Origin of the sequence: Streptomyces filamentosus, assembly GCF_014654895.1 — a bacterium.
Taxonomy (GTDB): Bacteria; Actinomycetota; Actinomycetes; order Streptomycetales; family Streptomycetaceae; genus Streptomyces; species Streptomyces filamentosus.
Genome location: NZ_BNBE01000001.1, coordinates 670,164 through 687,082, shown reverse-complemented (window position 1 = coordinate 687,082; position 16,919 = coordinate 670,164). Strand labels below are relative to the sequence as shown.

The following is a 16,919-nucleotide window of genomic DNA, read 5'->3' as shown; positions in this document are numbered from 1 at the left end:
TGCCTTCCATGGGGTTTCCGGTCGTGGTCCGGAGTCGTGGTCCGGGGTGGTGGACGGTCGGTCGTGCTCAGCGCGGTCGGTCGGTCGGGGGCGGGGCGAGGGCCAGCGCGCGCAGCGCGGCGGCGTGGACGGCGTCCGCGCTCACCCCCGTGGCGGCGAGCAGCCCGGCGTGGTCGTCGACGCGGCCGGGCAGGGGTCCCGCCACCGCGACCCGCAGCACCGGCCGGGGCGCGTGCGCCGCGACGACCTCGGCGACCGCGTCGCCCAGACCGCCCTGCGGCCGGTGCTCCTCGACGGTGACGAGGGCGGAGGTCGCGGCGGCGGCCTCCGCGACCGCCGCGGCGTCGAACGGGACCGGGGTGTGGATCTGGAGCACCCGGGCCGACACCCCCTCGCCGGCCAGCCGGTCGGCGGCGGCCAGCGCGAAGGACACCGGCAGCGGGCCGCAGGCGACCAGCGTGACGTCGCTCCCGGCGCGCAGGGTCACGGCCTCGCCGAGCCGGAACGGCGGGACGTCCCCGGCGTGCACCGGAGGGGTCGCCGAACGGCCGAGCCGGAGGTACGAGGGCCCGTCCAGCTCGTGCAGCGCCGCCAGGGCGGGGCCGATCTCCCGGGCGTCGGCGGGCACGACCACCGTCAGGCCGTGCAGCGCCCGGGTGACCGCCAGGTCCTCGAGGCAGTAGTGGGTGGCACCGAAGTGCGCGGCCGACAGGCCGGCGTGGGTGGCCACCACCCGCACCGGCAGGCCGGTGCCGACGACGTCGAGCTTCAGCTGCTCGGTGGCCCGGGTCGCGGCGAAGGTGGCCATGGTGTGGGCGTAGGGGCGCAGTCCGCGGGCGGCGAGCCCCGCCGAGACGGTGAACAGGTTCGCCTCGGCGATGCCGGTGCTGACGTACCGCTCGGGGAACCGGTCGCCGAAGGAGCGCTCCAGGCCGCCCAGGTCGGAGTCGAGGCAGATCACCCGCTCGTCCTCCGCGGCGAGCGCGGTCAGGGCCTCCCGGTACGCCTCCCGGGGACCGGCGGGCACGGCGGGAGCGGCGCCGGGCACGGGGCCGGCGGTGGTGGCGGGCGCGGGGGCGGTCATCGGGCCACCTGCCCCGCGGCGCGCAGCGCGGCGAGCGCCCGCCGGTGCAGGGCCGGGTTCAGCGTCGCGTAATGGCTCGACACCCGGCCCTCCAGGAAGGGGACGCCGCGGCCCTTGACGGTGCGGGCGATCACGGCGACCGGCCGGCCGCTCTCCGAGGGGGCGGCGAGCGCCGCGCGCAGCGGGCCGTGGTCGTGGCCGTCGGTCTCCCGGACCTCCCAGCCGAAGGACCGGAGCCGGTCGCCGAGCGGTTCCAGGGACAGCGAGCCCTCCGTGCCGGCGGTCTGCTGGAGGCCGTTGCGGTCGATGACCGCGGTGAGCCGGGACAGACGGCGGTGGCCGGCGAACATCAGGGACTCCCACACGGAGCCCTCCTGGAGCTCGCCGTCGCCCATCAGCACGAAGACCCTCTCCCGCGCGGACTCCTCCCGCAGCTGCCCGGCGAGCGCCAGGCCGCAGCCGAGGGCCAGGCCGTGCCCGAGCGAGCCGGTGGAGAACTCCACGCCGGGCAGGCCGCGGGACGGGTGGCCGAAGAGCCGGCTGCCGGGGGAGGCGTACCCCGCGAGCTCGGCCTCGTCGAGCAGTCCGCGGGCGGCGAGCGCCGCGTACAGGGCGGGGGCCGCGTGGCCCTTGCTCAGCACGAAGGAGTCGCCGGGCAGGTCGAGCACGCCGAAGTAGAGGACGGCCAGGACGTCCGCGCAGGACAGGCTGCCGCCCACGTGGGCGCCCTGCCGGCCGGCGGCCATGTCGACCACGGCGCGGCGGATGCGCAGCGCGGCCTCCTCGGTGGTCGGCGCCGGGGCGCCGGCCGCGAGGGACGCGGGCGGCTCGGTGGTGGTGGCGCTCATGCCGCCGCCACCTCCCGCCGGGCGCGGGGGGCCGGAGCCGAGCGGACCATCCGGCGGATCAGGTCGAGGTTCTCCCACACCTTCTCGAAGCCGTCGGCGTACGCCGCGAGCACCGGGCCGGAGTCGGGGTCGAGCTGGCGCCGCTGGAGGCACAGGGAGTCGGCGAGCACGGCGTCGGCCACCGGGAACCGCGCGCCGTCCGGGACGTACGGGGCGAAGGCGGGGTGCGCCGGGAGCGGCGCCTCCTGGTAGCGGGAGACCGGGACGCCCTCGGCGCGCAGCGCCCGGTGCAGCGCCCGGCGCAGCGCGGCGGCGTCCTGCTCCGCGAGGCCCAGGGCCGGCGCGTCCAGCCGGAAGCGCAGGATGTGCCAGGCGTGCACGGACCCCTCGGGCACCACCGGCACCCGCAGTCCGGGCAGCGCGGCGAGCCGGCCGAGGAAGGCCCGGATGCCGGGCTCCCGGCGGGCGCCGTACGCGTCGAGGCGGGTGAGCTGGCTGCGCGCGAAGGCCGCCTCCAGCGGGCCGATGCGGTGGTTCCAGCCGGGGGTGTGGGACACGTAGCTGCGGGTGGCGCGGGGCCGCGGGTCCTCGCCGAACTGCCGCAGCCGCAGCACGCGTTCGTGGATCTCCGGGTCGTCGGTGGTGAGCAGGCCGCCCTCGCCGCAGGTGGGCAGGTTCTTGCTGGGGTGCATGCTGAAGCAGCCCACCGTCCCCAGCGCGCCGGTGCGCCGGCCGCGGTAGGAGGCGCCGTGCGACTGGGCGGCGTCCTCCACGACCACGGCGCCGAGCCCGTCGGCGACCGCCCGCAGCGCGTCCATGTCGGCGGGCAGCCCGTGCAGGTGGACCGGGAGCAGCGCTTTGGTGCGCGGCCCCGCGACGGCCCGGACGGCCTCCGGGTCCAGGGTGTACGTCTCCGGGTCGATGTCCGCGAAGACCGGCCGCGCGCCCTGCTGGAGCACGGCGAGGGCGGTGGCGTTCATCGAGACGGAGGGCACGACGACCTCGTCGCCGGGGCCCACGCCGATCGCGGCGAGGGCCAGCTGGAGGGCGGCGGTGCCGGAGCCCACGGCCGCGCAGTGCGCGGTGCCGGTGTAGGCGGCCCACTCCCGCTCCAGGCCGGGCACCTCCTCCTCGCCCTCGGCGGTGGCGGTCAGCCGTCCGCCGGCCAGGACCCGGGCCACGGCCTCCTCGTCCTCCGGGGTGATCACCGGCCACCGGGGCACGGCGGTCTCCGGCGGGACCGCGCGGGGTCCGCCGAGCATCGCGAGCTGGTGCGGTCGCTCCGTCATGGCTGTCGTTCCGTCTCTCTCGGTTCCCTCGGTCGTGGGCGTGCTGGTGGAGCGGGTGGCGGTCACGGCCGGTCCAGCGCGGTCTCGACCGCGTACAGGGCCGCCTCGTAGCCGCGCAGCAGGGTGCGGCCGTGCTCGACGACCTGGCGGGCGGCCTCCTCGGGGTTCTCCTCGCCGTGCGCCGCGCTGATGCGGACGCCGGTCCAGGAATGGGAGACCAGCTCCACCGCGCGGCCCGCCTCGGCGAGCCGGTGGCGGCCCAGGCGCCGGGCGGCCTCGGCGAGGAAGCGGGCGTGCAGCCCGGCCTCGGCCTGCGCGGGCCAGCCGATGCGGTAGGTCCGCAGCAGCGGGGCCGCGCCCTCGGCGGCGACCGCGCGGGGCAGGGCGTCGAAGTAGGCGGCGAGGGCCGGCAGGCCGTCGCCCTCCGCGCCGCGCAGCGACTCGACGTTGGTCCGCAGCGCGGTCCGCAGCCAGTCCCAGGTCGGCTCGGGCTGCGGGCCCTCCAGGCGGACCTCCAGCCAGCGCCGGGCGGGGCCCGAGCCGGCGAAGAAGGGGTCGCTGCCGTCGTCGGGGTTGGCGGAGGCGCGGCTGCGGGCGAGGACGTCGCGGGGCAGCGGTCCCCGGTAGGCGGGCGGCATCGGGTCGAGGACCTGGTAGGAGCGGGTCGCCGGGTCGTAGCCGGTCACCATCAGGAGGTGTCCGGCGTGCACGTCGTGGTACGCCGGGCGGAACGGCAGGTGGTAGTTGTCCACCGACACGATGGGGACGATCCCGTCGGCGAGCGCGGCGGCCACCTGGTCGTGGGCCTCCTCGTCGTCGGCGGGCCGGTGCCACCGCAGGGTCAGCGGGTGGTAGACCCCGAAGGACGAGGCGAGGTCGTCCCCGGCGGGGTGGAAGAACTCGACGGGCTCGCAGTCCTCGGGCACGGCCCGCAGGCGCCAGCCGCTGCCGAGGGCCTGGAGCGGGTCCCAGCCGCCGAGCCGCAGCACGTGCACCAGGTCGACCTGGAGGCAGCTGCACAGGTCGTCGTACCAGGCGGGGGAGGAGGTCACGGGGACCGCGCCCGCGTACGGGCCGGTGGGGGTGATGCTGACGGGGCCGTCGAAGACCTCGGCGACGGGGACGGGGGCGGGACTGCCCAGGACGGTCATCGGACTCCCTCCACGGTGATGGCGAAGAGGTGCAGGGCGGCGTTGTCGGGCAGCCGCACGCTGCGCAGGGGTTCCCTGCGCACGGCCGGGACGCGCACCGACCAGACCTGGCCGCCGAGGTCCCGCTGGATGTGGTGCGGGTAGTGCATGCCGGCCGAGCGGGCCGCGAGGACCTCGCCGAAGTGCCCGGTGGCGGGCCAGAAGTCGGAGACGCGGATCCACTCGGGATCCACGGCCCCGGAGGCGTAGTGCAGGTGCACGGTCTCCTCGCAGCGCCGCTCGGAGGTGATGAGCAGGTGCAGCCAGTCGGCGGCGGTGCCGTCCGGCAGGTGGACGAGCTGGCCGGTGCAGCGCACGTTGTCGGGTGCGACGCCGTCGGGTGCCGGGACGTCGAACTCGACGCCCGAGACCCGGATCCGGCCGGTGGGCAGGGTGCCGATGGGCAGGCTGTTGCCCCAGACGTTGAGCCGGCCGTTGCCCAGGGTCTCCGGGCCGGTGAAGGCGACGTTGTTGAAGAACTCGGTGAGCCGAAGCGGCAGTTGTATGTGCTCCCTCGCCTCCCTGCTTCTCGCGCCGGCCGGTTCGATGACTTGAAGAGTCACTACGGTCCCCCTCCACGCACAGAGTGATGCTGACCCCTGAAGTCTACATAGAGTCTCGCTTGACTTTGAAGAGTCTGCGGCTTTTAGATTGAGTCAGTCGCCCGGAGCGGGCAAGATACTTCAAGACTCGATATGGAGTGTGTGATGTCTCTGGACACCCTGACCGAACGAGCGGCCTGCCCCGACTGCGGTGCGGGCGTCGACCTGGCCGCGGACACCGGGGTCACCGAGATCGTCGTGTGCCCCGGCTGCACGGCGGAGCTGGAGGTCGTCGCGGTGGGACCCCTCACCCTCGCGCTGGCCCCCGAGATCGAAGAGGACTGGGGTGAGTGACCTGAGCGGGACCGCGACGGGGGCCGGTACCGGTGACGGCCGGCCCGTCGCGCTGATCGCCTCCCGGATGCGCTTCGAGGAGAAACTGCTCCTCGAAGCCTTCCGGAGGCGCGGCGCGGCGGTCGAGGTGATCGACGACCGGACGCTCAGCTACCGGGTCGGCGACCCGGCGCCGGCCTGGCGGGTGGTGTGCAACCGCTCCCTGGCCGGCACCCGCCGGCTCGAAGTGAGCCGCATGTACGAGTCCTTCGGCCTGCCCGTGGTCAACTCGGCGGCGACCGTGGCCGTCTGCGACGACAAGATCCACAGCACCCTGGTCCTGCACGCCGCCGGCCTCCCCGTCCCCGCCACGGCCGTGGCCCTCACCCCGGCCGCCGGCGAGGAGGCGGTGCGCCGGGTCGGACTGCCCGCCGTGGTCAAGCCCGTCAACGGCTCCTGGGGCCGCGGCCTGTGCAAGGTCAACGACGCGGACGCCGTCGAGGGCGTGCTCGCCCTCAAGGAGTCCCTGCCCTCCCCGCGGCAACAGCTCGTATACGCCCAGGAGTTCGTCCGCACCCCGCAGCGCGACATCCGGGTCGTGGTCGCGGGCGACCGCGCCGTCACCGCCGTCCACCGCACGGGGGAGCACTGGATCGGCAACGTCGCCCGGGGCGCCCGCACCAGCCGCTGCCCGCTCACCCCGGAGCTGGAGGACCTCGCCCTGCGGGCCGCCAGGGCCGTGGGCGGCGGACTGCTCGGAGTCGACCTGCTGGAGAGCGAGGACGGGCGGCTGCTCGTCAACGAGGTCAACAGCGGCGTCGAGTTCCGGGGCGCGGCCGTCGGCGACGAGGCCACCGCCCTCGCCATCGCCGACGCCTTCGCCGGCCACGTGCTGAGCCGGGCGCTGCCGGACGGGACGCCGCCGGGCGTCATCCACGGGGGCGAGCTCCTGCGGACCGGGGTCCCCTCGCCCCGCACCCCGCCGGCCGCGCCCCCGCCGCTCGCGACCGCCGCCGCCGGAACCGTACCGAGTCAGGAGAGCGACAACCCATGAGAGCCAGCATCCTCGGGGGCGCCGGCTACGTCGGAGGCGAACTGGCCCGGCTGCTGCTCGGCCACCCCGTCCTCGACCTGGTCCAGGCGACGTCCCGGCGCCACACCGGCAAGCCCCTGCACACCGCCCACCCCAACCTGCGGGGCACCGGCGACCTCGCCTTCACCGACCCCGCCCGCCTGGAGCGCGTCGACGTCCTGTTCAGCGCGCTCCCGCACGGCGAGTTCGCCGCCCGCCTCGGCGAACTGAGCGAGCGGGCCGCGCTCCTGGTCGACCTCAGCCCCGACTTCCGGCTGCACGACCCCGCCGCCGCCCGGCGGCACTACGGCCCCGGCGCCGTCGACCGGGCCGCGGGCGCCCCCGCCTTCGTCCCCGGCCTGCCCGAGCTCTACCGCGACCGGCTGCGGACCGCCGACCGGATCGCGGTGCCCGGCTGCATGGCGACCGCCGCCATCCTCGCCCTGCGCCCCCTCGCGGACGCGGGGCTCGTGGACGGCGACGTCCTGGTCGACGCCCGCACCGGCTCCAGCGGCTCCGGCAACACCCCCGGACCCGCCGGACACCACCCCGAGCGGGCCTCCACCCTGCGCGTCTACGGCCCCGTCGGCCACCGCCACGAACCGGAGATCGCCCAGCACGCCGGCGTCCGCGCCCGGATGACCGTCACCGCCGTGCCCGCCGTGCGCGGCGTGCAGGTCGTCGCCCAGGTCCGCCCGGGCCGCGCCGCCGGCCGCGCCGAGGTCTGGGACGCGTACCGCAAGGCGTACGCGGGCGAGCCGTTCGTGCGGCTCGTCGCCCAGCGCCAGGGCCTGCACCGGCTGCCGGAACCCCGGATGCTCCTCGGCTCCAACCACTGCGACATCGGCTTCGACCTCGACGAGGACCGGATCGTCGCGGTCTCCGCCCTCGACAACCTCGTCAAGGGCGCGGCCGGCGGCGCCGTGCAGAGCGCCAACCTCGCCGCGGGCCTGCCGGAACGCTCCGGCCTGACCTTCCCCGGCCTGCACCCCATGTGACCGGGCCCCGACGCCCCGCCCGGGCGACCGGCCCCGGACGACCCGACGAGAACGACCCATGTGAAGGGAGGGACAGGATGACCATCGTGGTGAAACTGGGCAGCGGCCTCGACGGCGACGCCGTCCTCGACGACATCGCCGCACTCGCCCGGGAGGGCACGCGCGTCGTGCTCGTCCACGGCGGCGGAGCGGAGGCCGACCGGCTCAGCGGCCAGCTCGGCCGCACCGTGGAACACCTGCGGTCCGCCGACGGCACCAGCGCCCGGCGCACCGACGCGGCCGCGCTCGACGCACTGACCATGGCCCTGCTCGGGCGGGTCAAGCCCGCCCTGCTGAGCGGCCTGCGCCGCCGCGGCGTCACCGCCGCCGGACTGTCCGGCGCCGACGGCGGCACGCTCACCGCCGTCCGCAAGACCGCGCTGCGCGTGCACGACGCCGACGGCCGGGCGCGGATCGTCCGCGACGACCTCAGCGGACGCGTCGACCGCGTCGACCCCCGTCTGCTGCGCACCCTGCTCGCCGCCGGCGTGCTCCCGGTGCTGTCACCGCCCGCCGCCGCCGAGGACGGCACGCTCCTCAACGTCGACGCCGACCGCGCCGCGGCCGCCGTCGCCACCGCCCTGGACGCCACCGCCCTCGTCCTGCTCACCCGCGCCCCCGGCGTCCTCGGCGACCCCGACCGCCCCGACAGCCTCCTCGCCGACCTGGAGACCGGCCCGTCCGCGGACCTCCCGCCGACCGTCCGCGGCCGGATGCGCCACAAACTGCGCGCCGCCGCCGACGCCCTCGCCGGCGGCGTCGGCCTGGTCGCCGTCGCCCCCGGCCACGGCCCGGCCCCCGTCCGCGCCGCCCTGGACTCCCGCACCGGCACCCGGCTGCGCCTCCCCGCCCTCACCCACCGGAGCCCCGCGTGAGCGGAGACGACTACCCGGCGCGGCTGCTGCGCGGACTCGTGGGCATCCCGTCCGTCTCCGGACGGGAACACCGCGCCTCCGCCTACCTCGCCGGACAGATGGAACGGCTCGGCATGCGGGCCAGGGTCGACGCCGTCGGCAACGCGGTCGGGGAGATCGGCCCCGCCGACGCGCCGACCGTGCTGCTCCTCGGCCACATCGACACCGTCCCCGGCGACATCGCGGTCTGCCAGGTCGGCGACCTGCTCTACGGCCGCGGCACCGTCGACGCCAAGGGCCCCCTCGCCGCCATGACCTGCGCCGCCGTCCGCGCCGCCGCCGCCGAACCCCGGCTGCGGATCATCGTGGCCGGCGCCGTCGGCGAGGAGGTCCCCGGCTCGCGGGGCGCCCGGCACCTGCTGCGCACCCTGCCCGCGCCCGACGCCGTCGTCATCGGCGAACCCAGCGGCTGGGACGGCGTCTGCCTCGGCTACAAGGGCCGGGTCGGCGTCGAGTACGAGGTCAGCCGCCCGCCCATGCACACCTCCAGCCCCGAGGAGACCGCCGTCGAGGCGGCCACCGCCTTCTGGCGGGGCATCGACGCCTACATGCGCCGGGTCTCCGGACCGCACGAGGGCGTGGCCTTCGACGCCGCCGCCGCCACGCTCGTCCGGCTCGACGGCGACATCCGGGACGCCGCCGCCTTCATCACCTGCCGGGTGCCCGCCGGATTCGACTTCGACGAGTTCCAGCGGTACGTCGACGACACCGCCCTGCACGCCACGGCCCGCCTGGACGAACGCGTCCCGGCCGTCCGCCGGGGCGTCTCCGACCCGGTGGCCCGCGCCCTGCGCAACGCCATCCGGGTGCACGGCGGACGCCCGGTGCTGCGCCTGAAGGCCGGCACCTCCGACATGAACGTCATCGAGCACCAGTGGCCCGTCCCGATGGTCGCCTACGGACCCGGCGACGCCCACCTCGACCACACCGACGACGAACACATCGACCTCGGCGACCTCCACCGGTCCGTCGACGTCCTGACCCGGGCCCTCACCGACCTGGCCGGCGTCCTGCGCCGCGCCCCCGCCCCCGCCACCACCCTCATCCACGCCTAGGGACGTCCGCGCCCAGCGGACCACCACGCCGACCGGACCACAGCGAAGGAGCGCGTCGCCATGGGGCGAGCCGACAACAAGACCGTCATGATCACCGGCGCGGCCCGTGCCCTGGGCCGCTCGCACGCCCTGCTGTTCGCCGAGGAGGGCGCGGACCTGGTCCTCGTCGACCTCGGCCGCGAGAGCGGCGGCCCGTACGCGATGCCCGGCCGCAAGCTCCTGGAGGAGACCGCCCGCGACTGCCGGCGCCTCGGCAGCCGGGTGGTCACCGCCGTCGCCGACGTCCGCGACCAGAGCCAGGTCGACGCCGCCGTGGCCGCCGGCCTCGACGAGTTCGGAGCCATCGACGTCCTCGTCAACAACGCCGGACTGCTCGCCCCCGGCGGCGTCATGTCCCACGAACTCTCCGAGGAGGACTGGCAGCTCGTCGTCGACGTCAACCTCAACGGCACCTGGCGCTGCGCCCGCGCCGTCCTCCCGCACATGGCGGAGCGGCGCAGCGGCGCCATCGTCAACACCGCCTCCACCGGAGGACTCGTCGCCTTCGAGATGTTCTCCAGCTACGTCGCCTCCAAGCACGCCGTCGTCGGCCTCACCAAGGCCCTCGCGCTGGAGTACGGCCGGCTCGGCATCCGCGTCAACGCCGTCTGCCCCACCACCGTCGAGGCCGACCCGGCCCTGCGCACCGAGAGCACCGCGGCCGTCGCCGCGTCCATCGGCAGCTCCCTGGAGGACTACGAGCGCAGCTCCGCCTCCTACCACGCGCTGCGCCGCCTGGTCACCGCCCGGGAGGTGTCCGAAGCCGTCCTCTGGCTCGCCGCCGACACCGCCGGCGGCGTCACCGGCACCTGCCTCGTCGTGGACGGCGGCTTCACCGCCCGCTGACCGCCCGCCGCCCCCGCACCCGCCTCGAAGAGACCCGGACCACCCGATGGAGCCCGCCATGACAGACCTGGCCCTGCACCTGGACGACGACGTCGCGCGACGGCTCGCCGCCCTCGACCCGCGACGACGCGACCTCGCCCTCCGGATGCTCGCCGGGGAGGGCGCCGAGGAGCCCCCGCAGGAGCGGGGGATCGGCCCGCGGCCCACCGGGGACGGCGGACTGGCGCTCTCGTACGAGCAGGAGCGCCTCTGGTTCATGGACCGGCTGGTGCCGTTCCGCGAGGTCTTCCACGTGCCGACGGCGCTCCGGCTGCGCGGCCCGCTCGACCCCGAGGCCCTGCGGCGCGCCCTCCAGCACACCGTGCGGCGGCACCAGTCGCTGCGGACCGTCTTCACCGAGACCCCGCGGGGGCCCGTGCAGACCGTGCTCGACCGGGTCGAGGTCCCGCTCGTCGTCGACGACCTGCGCGGCCTGCCCGACGCCCGCCGGGAGGCGGAGCGGCGGGCCTGTGACGCCGTCCTCGAACCCTTCGACCTGGAGCACGGCCCGCTCCTGCGGGTCCGCCTCCACCGCACCGCCGAGGAGGAGTGGCTGCTGCTGATCGTGCAGCACCACATCGTCTCCGACTACTGGTCCCTCGGCATCCTGCTGGGCGAGATCGGCGCCCTGTACGCGGCGGAACTGGGCGGCGCCCCCGCCCCCGCCGCCCCGGACCTCCACTACCCCGACTTCGCGCACTGGCAGCGCGAGACCCTCACCGGCGAGAACCTCCGGCGCGAGCTCGACTTCTGGAAGGACGCCCTCGCCGACGCCCCCGAGGTCCTCGAACTGCCCCTGGACCGGCCCCGCACCGCCGAGCGCCGCACCCGGGGACGCTTCCACCCGGTCCGCTTCGCCCCCGCCCTGACCCGCTCGGTGCGCGACCTCGCCGGAGCCGAGGGCGCCACCCTCCACCAGGCGTTCCTCGCCGCCTACTTCGCCGCGCTGTCCCGGCACGTGCGCCAGGACGACATCGTCGTCGGCGTGCCCGTCGCGGGCCGCAGCCGCCCCGAACTCCAGTCGATGATCGGGTACTTCCTCAACTGGCTGCCCATCCGCGTGCAGTTCGGCGACCGGCCCTCCTTCCGCGAGCTGCTGCGCCGGGTCACCCACGCCTCCAACGAGGCGTTCGCCCACCAGGACCTGCCCTTCGAGATGCTGGTCCAGGCCCTCAACACCCGCCGCAGCCCCGGCTCCACGCCCGTCTTCCAGACCTCCTTCAGCCTGCGCGACGCGCCGCCCGTGCCGCCGGCCATCCCCGGCACCGAGGTGGAGTACGCCGACCTCGGCGGCGGCGCCACCCACTACGACATGATGGCCGAGCTGTGGGTCGAGGACGGCACCGTCACCGGCTACCTCCCCTACAACGACGAGCTGTTCGACGACAGCACCCTCGGCTCCTTCTTCGACCGGATGCACCGCCTCCTCGAAGACGCCGTCCGGCGCCCCGACACCCCCGTCGCCGACCTCGACCTCCTCGGCGCCGGCGAGCGCGCCCGGCTCCTCGGCACGCCCGCCGCCCCGCCGGCCGGCACCGGCACCACCCTCCACGAACGCTTCACCGCCACCGCCGCCCGCCACGCCGACCGCATCGCCGTCACCTTCGAGGACGAGCGGCAGGACTACGCGACCCTGGAACGCCGCTCCAACCGCTACGCCCACGCCCTGCGCGCGCTCGGCGCCGGCCCCGGCCGCAACGTCGGCGTCCACCTCGACCGCTGCGCCGACCTGCCCGCCGTCCTCCTCGGCGTGCTCAAGACCGGCGCCGCGTACGTCCCCGTCGACGCCGACAACCCGCCCGAGCGCACCGCCGTGCAGTTCGCCGACGCGAACTGCGCCGCCGTCGTCACCACCGCCGACCTGGCCGCCCGCCACCCCGACCCCGCCCCGCCCGCCCTGCTCCTCGACGGCGACGGCGGCGAGGACCCCCTCGCGGCCTTCCCCGACACCCCCGTGCCCCCCTCCGGGGTGGACTCCGGCGCCCCCGCGTACATCATCTACACCTCCGGCTCCACCGGCGTGCCCAAGGGCGTCGTCGTCAGCCACGCCAACGCGCTGCGCCTCTTCACCTCCGCCGAGGAGCACTTCGACTTCGGCCCCGACGACGTGTGGACGATGTTCCACTCCCACGCCTTCGACTTCTCCGTCTGGGAGCTGTGGGGCGCCCTCCTGCACGGCGGCCGGCTCGTCGTCGTCCCGCACTGGGTGACCCGCGCCGCCGACGAGTTCGCCGCCCTCCTCGCCGACGAGGGCGTCACCGTCCTCAACCAGACCCCGTCCTCCTTCGCCCAGGTCAGCCGGATCGTCCTGGAGCGCAAGCCGGAACTCGCCCTGCGATACGTGGTCTTCGGCGGCGAGGCCCTCGAACCGACCTCCCTCGCCGACTGGTTCGCCGCCTACGGCGACGACGCGCCCCGGCTCGTCAACATGTACGGCATCACCGAGACCACCGTCCACGTCACCCACCGCCGGATCACCGCCGCCGACGCCGCCGCGACCGACTCGGTCATCGGCGACCCCCTGCGCGACCTCGCCCTGTACGTCCTCGACGAGGACCTGCACCCCGTCCCGCCGGGCGTCCCCGGCGAGCTCTTCGTCGGCGGCGCCGGCGTCGCCCTCGGCTACCTCGGCCGGCCCGACCTCACCGCCGACCGGATGCTCCCCGACCCCTTCACCGCAGAACCCGGCGCCCGCATGTACCGCAGCGGTGACCTCGCCCGCAGGCTCCCCGGCGGCGAACTCTGCTACCTCGGCCGCGCCGACGGCCAGGTCAAGATCCGCGGCCACCGCATCGAGCTCGGCGAGATCCGCTCCGCCCTCCTGGCCCTCCCCGGCGTCGTCGACGCCGTCGTCGTCACCCAGGCCGACGCCACCGGCAGCCGCCGCCTCGTCGCCTACGTCGTCCCCGCCGAGGGGGCCGAAACCACCGGCCGCGAACTGCGCCGGGCCCTCGGCCGCGGCCTGCCCGAGTGGATGGTCCCCACCGTCTACGAGACCCTCGACGCCATCCCCCTCACCCGCAACGGCAAGCTCGACCGGCGGGCCCTGCCCGACCCCGGCGCGGGCCCCGACGCCCGGGCCCGGGTCCACGTGCCGCCGGAGACCGACACCGAGAAGGCGCTCGCCGAGATCTGGCAGGAACTCCTCCGCCTCCCCCAGGTCGGCCTCGACGACGACTTCTTCCACATCGGCGGCCACTCCCTGATGGTCGTCCAGCTCGTCTCCCGCATCCGCGAGCGCCTCGGCCGCGAGGTGCCCATCGCCGGCCTCTTCCAGCACCCCGGCCTGCGCGAGATGGCCACCGAGATCGACACGGGCACGGACTCCCGCGAGGCGGGCGCCGGCATGGCAGCGGACAGCGAGACCGCCCTCGCGGGGATGAGCGAGGCCGAGATCGACGCCATGCTCGCCGCGCTCGGCGACGAGTGAGCCCCGGACCCCACGACCACGGACCAAGGAGAACCCCCGAGATGCACCCCGACCAGGAGCGGCTGCCGCTCACCCCCGTCCAGGCCCAGCTGTGGTTCGCCGAGACCATGGAGCCCGGCCGGACCCTCTACACCGAGTGCGGCGGACTGCGGCTGACCGGGCCCGTCGACCGCGAGGCCCTGGGCCGGGCCCTGCTCGCCGTCATCGCCCGCCACGAGGCGCTGCGCACGGTGGTCCCCACGGTGGACGGCGTCCCGGTGATGCGGGTGCTGCCCCCTCCCGACAAGGCGCCCCTCGGCTTCGCCAGCGTCCTCGGCATCCCGCCCGAGCACCGCGAGGAGGCCACCCGGGCCGCCGCCACCGACTTCGTGGAACGGCCCGTCGACCTCGCCGAGGGACCGCTGCTGCGCGCCCTCCTCATCGACGCCGACGCCGGCACCTCCGTCTTCGTCCTCGCCTGCCACCACGTGGTGTGCGACGCGACCTCCGCCTCCCTCGTCCTCGGCGAGATCGTCCGCGACTACGAGGCGTTCACCGAGGGCCGGATCTCCGGCGTCCCCGAACCCGAGCTCCAGTTCGGCGACTTCGCCGTCTGGGAGCGCGACACCCGCGACGCGGTGGAGGGCGCCGAACTGGCCCACTGGCAGGAGGCCCTGCGCGGCGTGCCGGGCGTCCTCGACCTGCGCGCCGGCCGCCCGCGCCCCGCCCGGAAGGGCACCGCGGGCGCCCGCGCCGAGTTCCCCCTCGGCGACGACCTCGCCGACCCGCTGCTCGCCCTCGCCCGCCGGCACCGCACCTCCGGCTACGTCACCGCGCTCGCCGCCTTCGCCGGACTCGTCGCCCGCCGCACCGGCCGCGAGGACTTCGTCCTCGGCACCATGGTCCCCGGCCGCGACATGCCCGAACTGGAGCAGGTCGTCGGCCAGTTCGCCAACACCGTGCCGGTCCGCCTGGACGCCTCCGCCGACCCCTCCTTCGAGGAGCTCATCGGCCGCGCGGGCCGCGCCGTCTCCGCCGCCGCCGGCCACGGCCGGATCAGCCTCGGCCGGATCGTCGAGACCGTGCTCCCCGGCGGCGGCCGCTCCGACAGCCGCAACGCCCTCCTCCAGCACCTCTTCCTGCCCCGGATCTCCCCGGTGTCCGCACCGGCCTTCGGCGCCGCGACCGCCGAGCCCTTCGAGGTCGACCGCACCCGCGGCCGCCTCGACACCATCACCGAGATCGACCTGGCCCCCGGCCGGCTGCGCGCCTGGGTCGAGTACGACACCGAGCTGTTCACCGCCGACGAGATCGGCCTCCTCCTCGCCGAGTACGCGGCCGTGCTGCGGGCCTGGACCGGGGACCCGGCGCTCCCTCTCTCGGCCCTCCCCGTCACCGCCGTCGACCTCCCCGACGAGGACGCGGACGGCGCCGGCGCGGACACCGGCCCGGCGCCGGACGCCGACTCGATGCTGCTCTCCCTGATCCGCGAGGTCTGGGCGCAGGAGCTGGAGGTGCCGGAGGTCGGCCCCGACGACGACTTCTTCGTCATGGGCGGCCACTCCATGCTGTCCGCGAAGCTCGTCGGCCGGATCGGCGAGACCTTCGCGATCCGCCTGCCGCTGCGCACCCTCTTCGAGAACCCCACGCCCGCGCTGCTGACCGCCGAGATCCAGCGCACGCACCCGGAGATCGACGAACTGGTCCGCAGCGTCGCCCAGCTGACGGACAGTCTGACCGACCTGGAGCCCGCACCCGGCCAGGCCCCGGAGGCCGCCCCGAAGGCCCCGGCCGCCGACACCGTGCGGCTCGTCCCGCTCGCCTCCTCCCAGCTCCAGATCTGGCTGTCCGAGCAGAAGAACCCCGGCACGCTCACCCACACCGTCCCGATGCTCCTCACCCTGCGCGGCCCGCTCGACACGGCCGCGCTCCAGGGGGCGGTCGGCGACGTCGTGGCCCGGCAGGAGGCCCTGCGCAGCACCTTCGTCGAGGTCGACGCCGAGCCCCGCCAGCGCATCGTGCCGCACCTCGACGTGCCCGTCCCGCTGGTCGACCTGACCGGCACCGGGCCCGAGGAGCGCGCCCTGGAGGCCGCCCGGCTCCGCGAGGAGACCGCCCACACCCCCCTCGACCTGGAGCGCGGCCCGCTCCTGAAGGTCCGCCTGGTGCGGCTGGGCGAGGAGGAGCACGTCCTGCACCTGCTGTTCCACCACCTCGTCACCGACGAGGTGTCGATGACGCTGTTCATGCGGGAGCTGTCCGAGTTCTACCGGGCCCGCGTCGAGGGCCGCGACCACCGGCTGCCGCCGCTCGCCACCGGCATCGCCGAACTCGTCGCGGACGAGCGCGCGATGCTCGCCGGACCGGAGGGCGAGCGGCTGCGCCGCCACTGGGTGCGGCGGCTGACCGGGGCCCCCGAACTGCGCCTGGACACCGACCTGCCCCGCACGGCGGACGTCGGCCAGGAGGGCGAGTTCCTCCAGGGCTGGGCGCCCGGGGAGCTGTTCTCCGCCATGTCGGAGGCGGCCAGGACCCGGAAGACCACGGTCTTCACGGTCTTCCTCGCCGCCGTCCTCACCGCGCTGCACCGGCTGACCGGCGAGGACGACATCGTGATCGGCGTCCCCTGCGAGAACCGCACCCAGCCCGGTGCCGACCAGCTCATGGGCTGTTTCCTCAACGTGCTGCCGCTGCGCGTCGACTGCTCGGGCGATCCGACGTTCGCCGAGTTCCAGCGCCGCGTCAGCGACCGGCTCCTCGACGCGTACGACCACCAGCGGCTCCCCGTCGCCGACATGGTCGACGCCCTGCGGCCGAAGCGCTCCGGCAGCCGGCAGCCCCTCTTCCAGGTCACCTGCGAACTCCAGCTGGCCATGTGGATGCCGCTGGACCTGCCGGGCGTCACGGCGGAGTACGAGCTCGTCTCGCACGGCACCGCCCGCTACGAGATGTCCTTCCACGGCCAGGCCCGGCCCGATCGGCTGAGCATGGCCCTCGAACTCAACACCGGCCTGTGGCACCGGGAGACGGGACTCGCGCGCATCGAGGACGTCCTCGCCGTGCTGCGGCAGGCGACCGCCGGGGACGGCGGCGACACCCCGCTGTCGTCCTTCATGCCGGGCCGACCCCTGGCCCGCTGACCCCGGCCCCACTCCACGGACGGCCCCGCGTCACCGCGCGGAGGCCGCCCGTAGACCGGGGCGGGGAGGGAGCGGCGATCCC

General features: G+C 75.7%; 13 protein-coding genes. 8 read left to right on the top strand and 5 right to left on the bottom strand.

Going from position 1 to position 16,919, the window contains the following annotated elements; all coding sequences use genetic code 11:
• Positions 1-67 precede the first annotated feature (67 nt).
• The 5 genes from IE326_RS03010 to IE326_RS02990 form a co-directional block, all read right to left on the bottom strand.
• Entirely contained in the window at positions 68-1,084 is a 1,017-nt protein-coding gene (locus tag IE326_RS03010) for a transketolase family protein (RefSeq protein WP_150235971.1), read from the bottom strand.
• Complete coding sequence (locus tag IE326_RS03005; RefSeq protein ID WP_150235969.1) at positions 1,081-1,932, bottom strand: transketolase; 852 nt, start codon at positions 1,930-1,932, stop codon at positions 1,081-1,083. The genes IE326_RS03010 and IE326_RS03005 overlap by 4 nt, the downstream gene beginning before the upstream one ends.
• Positions 1,929-3,221: a DegT/DnrJ/EryC1/StrS family aminotransferase gene (locus IE326_RS03000; protein ID WP_190040748.1), complete on the bottom strand. Its 1,293-nt coding sequence runs from the start codon at positions 3,219-3,221 to the stop codon at positions 1,929-1,931. The genes IE326_RS03005 and IE326_RS03000 overlap by 4 nt, the downstream gene beginning before the upstream one ends.
• 62 nt (positions 3,222-3,283) lie before the next feature.
• Positions 3,284-4,372, bottom strand: coding sequence for a BtrH N-terminal domain-containing protein (locus IE326_RS02995; protein WP_150235965.1), 1,089 nt, complete (start codon positions 4,370-4,372; stop codon positions 3,284-3,286).
• Positions 4,369-4,974 (bottom strand): beta-sandwich domain-containing protein, encoded by a 606-nt coding sequence (locus IE326_RS02990; protein ID WP_211821966.1) that lies wholly within the window; start codon positions 4,972-4,974, stop codon positions 4,369-4,371. Before IE326_RS02990 ends, IE326_RS02995 begins: the two co-directional genes overlap by 4 nt.
• A 144-nt stretch (positions 4,975-5,118) precedes the next feature.
• Here IE326_RS02990 and lysW point away from each other — a divergent pair, with 144 nt between their 5' ends.
• From lysW to IE326_RS02950, 8 genes are all read left to right on the top strand, one after another.
• Entirely contained in the window at positions 5,119-5,307 is a 189-nt protein-coding gene (gene lysW, locus IE326_RS02985; protein WP_150235963.1) for a lysine biosynthesis protein LysW, read from the top strand.
• The gene (locus IE326_RS02980; RefSeq protein WP_190040747.1) at positions 5,300-6,340 is read left to right on the top strand and encodes a RimK family alpha-L-glutamate ligase; all 1,041 of its coding nucleotides are present in this window, start codon (positions 5,300-5,302) and stop codon (positions 6,338-6,340) included. The genes lysW and IE326_RS02980 overlap by 8 nt, the downstream gene beginning before the upstream one ends.
• Entirely contained in the window at positions 6,337-7,356 is a 1,020-nt protein-coding gene (argC, locus tag IE326_RS02975) for an N-acetyl-gamma-glutamyl-phosphate reductase (protein WP_150235959.1), read from the top strand. The genes IE326_RS02980 and argC overlap by 4 nt, the downstream gene beginning before the upstream one ends.
• A 77-nt stretch (positions 7,357-7,433) precedes the next feature.
• The gene (locus IE326_RS02970; RefSeq protein ID WP_150235957.1) at positions 7,434-8,270 is read left to right on the top strand and encodes a [LysW]-aminoadipate kinase; all 837 of its coding nucleotides are present in this window, start codon (positions 7,434-7,436) and stop codon (positions 8,268-8,270) included.
• The gene (locus IE326_RS02965) at positions 8,267-9,364 is read left to right on the top strand and encodes a M20/M25/M40 family metallo-hydrolase (RefSeq protein ID WP_150235955.1); all 1,098 of its coding nucleotides are present in this window, start codon (positions 8,267-8,269) and stop codon (positions 9,362-9,364) included. The genes IE326_RS02970 and IE326_RS02965 overlap by 4 nt, the downstream gene beginning before the upstream one ends.
• A 60-nt stretch (positions 9,365-9,424) precedes the next feature.
• Positions 9,425-10,249 (top strand): SDR family oxidoreductase, encoded by an 825-nt coding sequence (locus IE326_RS02960; protein ID WP_150235953.1) that lies wholly within the window; start codon positions 9,425-9,427, stop codon positions 10,247-10,249.
• A 58-nt stretch (positions 10,250-10,307) separates the two neighbouring features.
• Positions 10,308-13,718, top strand: a complete 3,411-nt coding sequence (locus IE326_RS02955) for a non-ribosomal peptide synthetase (protein ID WP_190040746.1) — start codon at positions 10,308-10,310, stop codon at positions 13,716-13,718.
• Positions 13,719-13,759: 41 nt separating this feature from the next.
• Positions 13,760-16,837: a condensation domain-containing protein gene (locus IE326_RS02950; RefSeq protein WP_190040745.1), complete on the top strand. Its 3,078-nt coding sequence runs from the start codon at positions 13,760-13,762 to the stop codon at positions 16,835-16,837.
• Positions 16,838-16,919 lie beyond the last annotated feature (82 nt).

What these genes read in the sequence shown, in the direction of transcription:
- IE326_RS03010 (WP_150235971.1), bottom strand. Translation starts at nt 1,084, where the DNA reads ATGACCGCCCCCGCGCCCGCCACCACCGCCGGCCCCGTGCCCGGCGCC.
- IE326_RS03005 (WP_150235969.1), bottom strand. Translation starts at nt 1,932, where the DNA reads ATGAGCGCCACCACCACCGAGCCGCCCGCGTCCCTCGCGGCCGGCGCC.
- IE326_RS03000 (WP_190040748.1), bottom strand. Translation starts at nt 3,221, where the DNA reads ATGACGGAGCGACCGCACCAGCTCGCGATGCTCGGCGGACCCCGCGCG.
- IE326_RS02995 (WP_150235965.1), bottom strand. Translation starts at nt 4,372, where the DNA reads ATGACCGTCCTGGGCAGTCCCGCCCCCGTCCCCGTCGCCGAGGTCTTC.
- lysW (WP_150235963.1), top strand. Translation starts at nt 5,119, where the DNA reads ATGTCTCTGGACACCCTGACCGAACGAGCGGCCTGCCCCGACTGCGGT.
- argC (WP_150235959.1), top strand. Translation starts at nt 6,337, where the DNA reads ATGAGAGCCAGCATCCTCGGGGGCGCCGGCTACGTCGGAGGCGAACTG.
- IE326_RS02970 (WP_150235957.1), top strand. Translation starts at nt 7,434, where the DNA reads ATGACCATCGTGGTGAAACTGGGCAGCGGCCTCGACGGCGACGCCGTC.
- IE326_RS02960 (WP_150235953.1), top strand. Translation starts at nt 9,425, where the DNA reads ATGGGGCGAGCCGACAACAAGACCGTCATGATCACCGGCGCGGCCCGT.
- IE326_RS02955 (WP_190040746.1), top strand. Translation starts at nt 10,308, where the DNA reads ATGACAGACCTGGCCCTGCACCTGGACGACGACGTCGCGCGACGGCTC.
- IE326_RS02950 (WP_190040745.1), top strand. Translation starts at nt 13,760, where the DNA reads ATGCACCCCGACCAGGAGCGGCTGCCGCTCACCCCCGTCCAGGCCCAG.